This window comes from Candidatus Omnitrophota bacterium (genome assembly GCA_013791745.1).
Taxonomy (GTDB): Bacteria; CG03; CG03; order CG03; family CG03; genus CG03.
Genome location: VMTH01000145.1, coordinates 1 through 7,338, shown reverse-complemented (window position 1 = coordinate 7,338; position 7,338 = coordinate 1). Strand labels below are relative to the sequence as shown.

Below are 7,338 nucleotides of genomic sequence, written 5' to 3'. Positions count from 1 at the left end.
ATCAGAATTCTTTTTTCTCAAACACCGCCGCGGCCAGCCACATGACGGCAAACACATAAAAAACGGCGTAAAGAACGGCCGGCAGATAACCGGCTGCGGCCATAAAACGCCCCGCCGTGTAATCCGCCAGGTTCAGCAGCGTATAGTTCGGGAATATCCACTTGAATATCCTCACCATCGTTACCATAGCCGGGCTCATCTCATCCAGCAGGAATTCCACCTCGCCCAGCGAATGGCCGGTTATCCACACGAGAAATGAGAAGATGAAGGCCGAGGCCTGGCTGGTCGAAGCGAGCGATATTAGAACCGTCACAGCCGTTATCATCGATATCTTGAGGAAAATAAAAAAGTATGACAGGAAATAAAAGCTGTCAAATTTTGCCTGTTTGAGATACAGGAGTATCGTCAGGAGCATCCCCATTGCGGCTATCTCCAGCGCCGCCGAGAGGATTATGCCGAGATACCGGCCGAATATGTATTCGCTCCTTTTCACAGGCCTGGTCAGAGGAAGATATATGGTTTTGTTCTGGCCCTCCACAAAAGCCACCTTCACGGCGAAAAAAAGAGCCGTCAGAAAAGAGAAGAACTGCACCGCGCCCATACCTATGTCCTGTATCGCCCGGATCTCCACGACCTCGGAAAGCTTCGCGAAAATAAAAGCCGACACAAAAACGAGGGCTATAAAAACAACAGACAGCGAAAATGATTTACTCCTGGCGTTCTCAAGCAGAGTGTATTTTGCCACATTATAAACAGCTTTCATAAAACAGCCTCCAAAAATTCCTTTTCTAAAAGGCCCTGACGCACGGGAATGACTTTCGCGATGCGACCGGCTTTGAGAATTCCCGCGCGCGCGGCTATTTTCTCGCTCTCGGCTATCAGGTGAGAGGTCATGAGTATTGTTTTACCTTCGGCGTTCAGCTTCTCTATGTATTGTCTCATCTGTGCTATACCCACGGGATCCAGCCCTGAATAAGGTTCATCAAGTATCAGCAGATCGGGATCGTGGATGAGCGCCTGGGCCAGAAGCACGCGCTGCTGCATGCCTTTTGAGCATTCGCCTATCTTCTTGTCTATAAAATCGCCCATGGACAGGAAATCGCAGATCCTGTCCATGGCCTGCGCGCGCCGCGCGGCATTGAGTCCGGAAAGAATGCCCAAGAGATTAAAAAGTTCCCGGGCGGTCAGATAGGGAAAAAGATAGGGGCTTTCCGAAACATAGCCGACGCGGCTCACCACTTCAGGCGAGGGTTTTTCACCGAGAACTTTTATATCGCCCGAATCAGGGAAGATAAGGTTCAGGGCAAGTTTCACCGCCGTTGTTTTCCCCGCCCCGTTGAGCCCGAGAAGGCAGAATATCTCGCCTTTGTTCACATCAAGAGAGAAATCCTTCAGGGCCGCGGTTTCAGCCGTTTTAAAAAAATGATTCCGTCTGTAAATTTTTCCGACATCGCGGAATTCAAGAGCTTTTTCAACTTTTTCCATTTCTCGTATCAATCCTCGCTACTTCCGGTCATCGGTGTCGCCCATCTTTGAGAGCGCGTCTTTCGCCGCGCATTCCTGGGCGTTTTTCTTGTTGGATCCTTCCCCTGAGCCGCGCACAGCGCCGTTGAACTCCACTTCCACAACGAAATGTTTTTTATGCGGAAGGCCTTCCTCTTTCACAACAGTGTATTGAGGGAGAATACCCGATTCTTTCTGCACTATCTGCTGCAGTTTGCTTTTTGAATCAAGTTTGGCGGACGCTTTTTCTATGTCAAAATATTTTTCTATGAAAGCGCCCGACGCTTCCCAGCCTTTGTTTATATAGACCGCCCCTAGGAGCGCCTCAAAAGTGTCGGCGAGAATAGATGTCTGTTCAGCGGGGTCGCCCTCAAAAGATTCCCCCACTTTGAGTATTTCATGCAGGCCCAGCTCCCTGGATAATTTCGCCAGTCGCCTCGTGTTAACAAGATAGGAACGCATCCTTGTCAGCGCCCCCTCGGCGGCGTCGGGGAATATCTCAAAAAGCCTTATGGATATGTAGAGATTGAGAACAGAATCGCCCAGGAACTCAAGCCTCTCATTGGACATATCGAGCAGGCCCTTCTGAAACGCTAATGTTTTATGCGTAAAAGCTTTTGAGAAGAGCTTGGTGTCATCCGGCTCAAAACCCACAATGCCGCTGATTTTTTCTAACTCGGTTTTTTTCACGCCCTTAACCTCTTAGAAAAACCTGCCAACAGATCTTCGCCACGCCTTAGACGGCGGACGAGGACGCCGCGCCGGAGCGGAATTAAAATATTCCTTCTTAGGAAACTTTGGATTTAACGTATTCTATTGCTTTTCCGACGGTGTCGAGCTTCTGAGCCTCATCATCGGCTATTTCAAGGCCGAATTCGTCCTCAAGGGCCATCACGAGCTCAACCTGATCCAGCGAATCGGCGCCAAGGTCATTGATAAAATTCGCCTCGGGCGTAATTTTATCCATATCCGCTCTCAATCTTTCCGCGATAATCGCTTTTACTTTCTCTTCAACATTCTGTTCTGACATCAAAACCTCCTTAAAACTATCCTGAATTTCAAATCGCTTATTCCTTTCACATCACCATGCCGCCGTCTATTCTGACGACCTGGCCGGTTATGTAAGCGGATTCATCCGAACACAAAAAACTCACCAGATTGGCCACATCTTCGGGCCTTCCCAGCCTTCTCAGAGGTATGGCTTCAAGCATTTTGCCCTTCACCTCTTCCGTGAGCTTGTCCGTCATAGCCGTGCTTATGAAACCGGGCGCGACGGCGTTGGCTCTCACACCTCTGGAAGCGAACTCTTTCGCTATCGTTTTCGTCAGGGCTATTATACCGCCCTTTGAAGCGGCATAATTCGCCTGGCCGGCGTTACCCATCTGCCCTATGATGGAGGCGACATTCACTATCACTCCGCCTGTTTTCATCATGGAGCGGGCAAGCGCTTTCGTGCAATTAAATACACTTTTCAGGTTTATGTCAAGAACCATATCCCAATCTTTTTCAGACATCCTCAAAAGAAGGCCGTCTCTCGTTATGCCGGCGTTGTTGACAAGGATATCAATTCTGGCGTGTTTCTCCACAAGGATTTTCATTTTTTCCGCGACCTGATTGAAATCGGACACGTCCATCGCGATGTGATCGCTCTTGAAACCCGCGTTTTTTAGTTTTTCGCAGGCGGCGATCGATGCCTCTTCCGCTATATCCGCTATCACAACCAGCGCGCCTTCCGCGGCGAGTTTCTCGGCGATGGAAAAACCTATTCCCTGGGCGCTTCCCGTCACAAGAGCCACTTTATTATCGAATTTCATTTTACCCCCTCAATCTAATTGAAGTTTCCCCTGCACCATCTTTGTCTTATTCATTGATTAAAGTCATCGCGCTTATCGCCTGAGTTTCAGGGGATATATTCTTTATCATTGACGAGAGAACACTTTTTTCAGCGCATTCCACGAACATCTCCGCCCCGCGCGAGGCCATATATTCAACCGAAGCCACCCACTGCACCGGCGAGGCGATCTGTGTTTTTAGAGCGGTGACGATATCGGAAGACTTTGTACTGCCTTTCGCTGTCACATTGGATACAACGGGAAAAGCGGGGTCTGAAAAATAAACTTTATCCAGCTCGGGCGCGAAAACTTCCTGCGATTTCCTCATCAGGAAAGAATGAAAAGGCCCTGCGGTTTTCAGAGGTATTATCCTGCCTTTGCCCGCCGCCCGGGCCTTGAAGGCCTCTATCCCCTCGGCAGTTCCTGATATCACAGTCTGCTTTCTGGAATTAAAATTGACAGCCTCAACGAGCCGGCCGCTTTCCGTTATGCTTTTGCAGAGATCGGAAATATCCATAGTCCTCATACCTATCACCGCCGCCATCGCGCCTTCGGGACAGTTTGCCTCCATTATCCTGCCGCGCGAAGCGACGAGTTTGAGAGAATCCTCAAAGGAGAGCGCGCCGGAGGCGCAGAGAGCGCAATATTCCCCGAGGCTGTGACCCGCGGCGAACAGAGGTTTTTCGCCCACAGCGTCTTTTATGGCGTCGTAAACCATCATGTTTGAGACAAACACGGCAAGCTGTGTCAGTGAGATCCTGTTTAACTCGTTCTCGGGCCCGTCAAACATTATGGTCTTCAGGGGCATTCCGAGGATCTGGCAGGCATAATCCAGAGTGTGAGCGGCCTGAGGGTATTTGCCGTATAAGTCGCGGGACATACCTATCCCCTGCACGCCCTGTCCCGGAAAAACAACAGCGTAATTTTTCACCATTATAAATTCAGCACCGCCGCGTATTTATTGATTTCAACGGCGATCTTTTTATTTATTCCCACATTCATCTCGTTTTCAGCGGCGATAATGGCGTTTGTTATGGCCTTCGCGTTCGCCACGCCGTGCGTGACCAGAACGCTCTCTTTAAGGCCAAGCAAATATGTCGCCCCGTATTCGGTGTAATCAAATTTCATAAAGATCTTTTTCATGACTCTCTGGGCTATCTTGCCAAAAATCTTGAAACGCGAACCCGAACTCACGCTGTGTTTCAGCGCCGTGCCCAGGCCCTCGACGGCCTTCAATATTATGTTGCCCACAAAACCGTCGCAGACTATGCAGTCGCAGACACCGTTAAAAATATCGTTTCCCTCTATGTTGCCCGTGAAATTGAGCCCTGTCTCAACCAGCGACTTGTTGGCGGCCACCACAGCGTCCGTTCCCTTCCCTTGCTCACTGCCGTTTGAAAGAAGCCCTATTTTCGGATTGCTTTTTTTCAGGATCAATTCCGCGCAAATGCTGCCCATGACCGCGAACTGGCAGAGCTGCTGCCACGAACAGTTTGTGTTGGCCCCGGCGTCCAGCAGCACAAAGGGATGCTTGATTCCGGGAGTCACGACAGCTATTGCGGGCCTGATTATCCCGGGAATCCTTTCAAGCACCATCACGGCCGCGGTCATAACCGCGCCGGAATTTCCTGCGCTTATAAAAACCGAATTTTCCCGCTCTTTTGTGAATCTCATCCCCACCATCAGGCTTGAATCGGGATGCTTCCTGCAGGCCACAACGGGCTTGTCGCCCATCTCTATCACTTCTGAAGCGTGCAGAATATGAAGACGCGGATGCGTGAAACCGTCCAGAAGTTTTTCAATTTCGTCACTGCGGCCGGATAAATATATATCCGCCTGCACTTCATCAAGAGCAGCGACAGCGCCGGCTACCTGAGCGGCGGGGGCGTTATCGCCGCCCATAGCGTCAAGGATTATATTAGCCATTTTCTTTCACTCTTTTAGTTTCTCTGATCTCTTCTTTTGTCGTGACCTCTTTTTTGCCCTTATAAAAGCCGCAGTACTGACACACCGTGTGGGGTTTTATCAGCTTTTTGCACTGGGGACATCTGGCGACGGTCACATCGCCGCTGCTCATCCAGCTCGCCCTGCGCCTGCGCTGTTTCGCCTTAGAAGTCTTCCTTTTAGGATTTGCCATTTTATTTTCCTCCCGACTTGAAAAGTCAAGTCATTTTATCCGCAAGCCTGCTTATCATCAGCTCCTCATCCGTAGCTATGACAAAGACTTTTACCGGGGACGATGCCGAACTTATTTCGCCTTCGCGGCCCGAAATCATTGCCCTGTTCAAAACAGGGTCGGTTATTATTCCAATATTTTCCAGATTTTTCAAGACCTCCGCGCGCACAGGGGGCGAATTCTCTCCCACTCCGGCGGTAAAAACGATAGCGTCCGCGCCGTTGAGCAGCGTTATGTAAGCGCCTATGTATTTTTTTATCCTGTAGCAGTACATTTTGAAAGCGAGGGCCGCCCTTTCATTCCCGTCGTCGGCGGCTTTGATTATATCCCTCAGATCGTTTGAGATGCCGCTGACTCCCACCAGGCCGCTCTGCCTGTTTAAAATCGTGTCCATATCATGCATGGAGAGCTCTTCGCACATCATCACGTGCAGCACCGCCGCAGGGTCTATGTCGCCGCATCGCGTGCCCATCATAACGCCTTCCAGCGGCGTGTAACCCATGGAAGTGTCTTCGCACTTCCCGTTTCTGACAGCGGCCAGCGACGCGCCGTTGCCCAGATGGCAGGTAACGAGCTTTGTTTTGGAAAGCGGTTTTTTCAGCATCTCCGCGGCCCTCAGCGAGACATGTTGATGGGATGTGCCGTGAAAACCGTATTTCCTCACGAGGTGTTTTGTGTAATATCTGTAAGGCAGAGCGTACATGTAGGCGAAATCAGGTATCGTCTGATGAAAGGCCGTGTCAAAAACGGCCACATTCGGCACGCCGGGCAGATTTTTCTCAGCGGCGGCGATGCCTTCAAAGTTAAAAGGATTGTGCAGCGGGGCAAGTTCAAATGTCACCTCTTTCAGATACTGCTTGACCTCGTCATTCACCACGACGGGCTCGGAATATTTTCCGCCGTGGACAACCCTGTGGCCGACAGCTTTCAGCTGTTTTTTGCTAAAACCGCCCGCCCCCAGAATCCTTTCAAGCACCATGCTTATAGCGGCGCTGTGATTCTTCACTTCTCCGGAAATTCTGTCAAGAGGATTCCCGTTGCAGGCCTTATGCGTTATCACGGCGTCCGGCGCGCCGATTCTCTCTACAAGGCCGCCTGTCAGGCAGTTCTCAGTTCCGGATTCAAAGACCTTGTATTTCAGCGACGACGAGCCGCAGTTGAGGATTAAATTTATCGAAGCATTCGCCGACTTCAAGCGAGGCCGAAGTGTCGCATCCGCCATGGCGGGGCGTTGCGTCTCCCGCTGAAAGCCTGCCGTGCCGGATGGCGGGTGCGCCGCGGCGTGCTCTTGCGATTCTTGATGCTCAGGCATTGTCATTTAATCACGGGGTAATCTATGTATTTCCAGTCTTTTATTTCAGAAGCTTTGAAAAAAAAGGGGATTTCCCTCTTCGCCGAAGAAAGGGAGTCGCTGGCGTGCACCGCGTTATGCCTGCCGTCGCGGGCGTATTTCTTTCTGATTGTTCCGCGCGCGGCCTCGGCGGGATTTGTCTTTCCCACTATTTCCCTGAGTTTTTTGACCGCGTTTTCCCTCTCAAGGACAATGGCTATGACAGGATTTGAGGTCATGAATTTTATTAGGGGCCCGTAAAAAGCTTTTCCCTTGTGCTCGGCGTAAAATTTGGAGGCTTTGGCCCAGCTAAAGCGCGTCATCTTCACTGCCCGGATCATGAAGCCCTCTTTCAGGACAATATCTATTATTTTGCCCGTGTGGGCTTCGCACACGGCATCCGGCTTAATGATAAAAAGTGTTTTTTCCATAAGATTTTACCCGCTGTTTATAACATATTCCCGTCAATTTTGCAAAGTATAATGGGAATGGGCCCT

The 7,338-nt window shown here is 50.4% G+C and carries 10 protein-coding genes; all 10 read right to left on the bottom strand.

Annotated features, from left to right (window positions below):
- Position 1: 1 nt before the first annotated feature.
- Positions 2 to 763: a hypothetical protein gene (locus FP827_06900; protein MBA3052796.1), complete on the bottom strand. Its 762-nt coding sequence runs from the start codon at positions 761 to 763 to the stop codon at positions 2 to 4.
- Positions 760 to 1,485, bottom strand: a complete 726-nt coding sequence (locus FP827_06895; GenBank protein ID MBA3052795.1) for an ABC transporter ATP-binding protein — start codon at positions 1,483 to 1,485, stop codon at positions 760 to 762. The genes FP827_06900 and FP827_06895 overlap by 4 nt, the downstream gene beginning before the upstream one ends.
- Positions 1,486 to 1,503: 18 nt before the next feature.
- Entirely contained in the window at positions 1,504 to 2,193 is a 690-nt protein-coding gene (rnc, locus tag FP827_06890) for a ribonuclease III (protein MBA3052794.1), read from the bottom strand.
- A 97-nt stretch (positions 2,194 to 2,290) separates the two neighbouring features.
- A complete protein-coding gene (acpP, locus tag FP827_06885; protein ID MBA3052793.1) occupies positions 2,291 to 2,533 on the bottom strand; it encodes an acyl carrier protein in 243 nt (80 codons plus the stop codon).
- A 46-nt stretch (positions 2,534 to 2,579) separates the two neighbouring features.
- The gene (fabG, locus tag FP827_06880; GenBank protein MBA3052792.1) at positions 2,580 to 3,317 is read right to left on the bottom strand and encodes a 3-oxoacyl-[acyl-carrier-protein] reductase; all 738 of its coding nucleotides are present in this window, start codon (positions 3,315 to 3,317) and stop codon (positions 2,580 to 2,582) included.
- Positions 3,318 to 3,363: 46 nt separating this feature from the next.
- Entirely contained in the window at positions 3,364 to 4,269 is a 906-nt protein-coding gene (gene fabD / locus FP827_06875) for an ACP S-malonyltransferase (protein ID MBA3052791.1), read from the bottom strand.
- Positions 4,269 to 5,261 carry a phosphate acyltransferase PlsX gene (gene plsX / locus FP827_06870; protein ID MBA3052790.1) on the bottom strand — a complete coding sequence of 331 codons (993 nt, stop codon included), beginning with the start codon at positions 5,259 to 5,261 and terminating at the stop codon, positions 4,269 to 4,271. Before plsX ends, fabD begins: the two co-directional genes overlap by 1 nt.
- A complete protein-coding gene (locus tag FP827_06865; GenBank protein ID MBA3052789.1) occupies positions 5,254 to 5,472 on the bottom strand; it encodes a 50S ribosomal protein L32 in 219 nt (72 codons plus the stop codon). Before FP827_06865 ends, plsX begins: the two co-directional genes overlap by 8 nt.
- A 25-nt stretch (positions 5,473 to 5,497) precedes the next feature.
- Entirely contained in the window at positions 5,498 to 6,733 is a 1,236-nt protein-coding gene (locus tag FP827_06860; protein ID MBA3052788.1) for an acetate kinase, read from the bottom strand.
- Between the two features lie 92 nt (positions 6,734 to 6,825).
- Positions 6,826 to 7,272, bottom strand: coding sequence for a nucleoside-diphosphate kinase (locus tag FP827_06855; GenBank protein ID MBA3052787.1), 447 nt, complete (start codon positions 7,270 to 7,272; stop codon positions 6,826 to 6,828).
- Between the last annotated feature and the right edge of the window lie 66 nt (positions 7,273 to 7,338).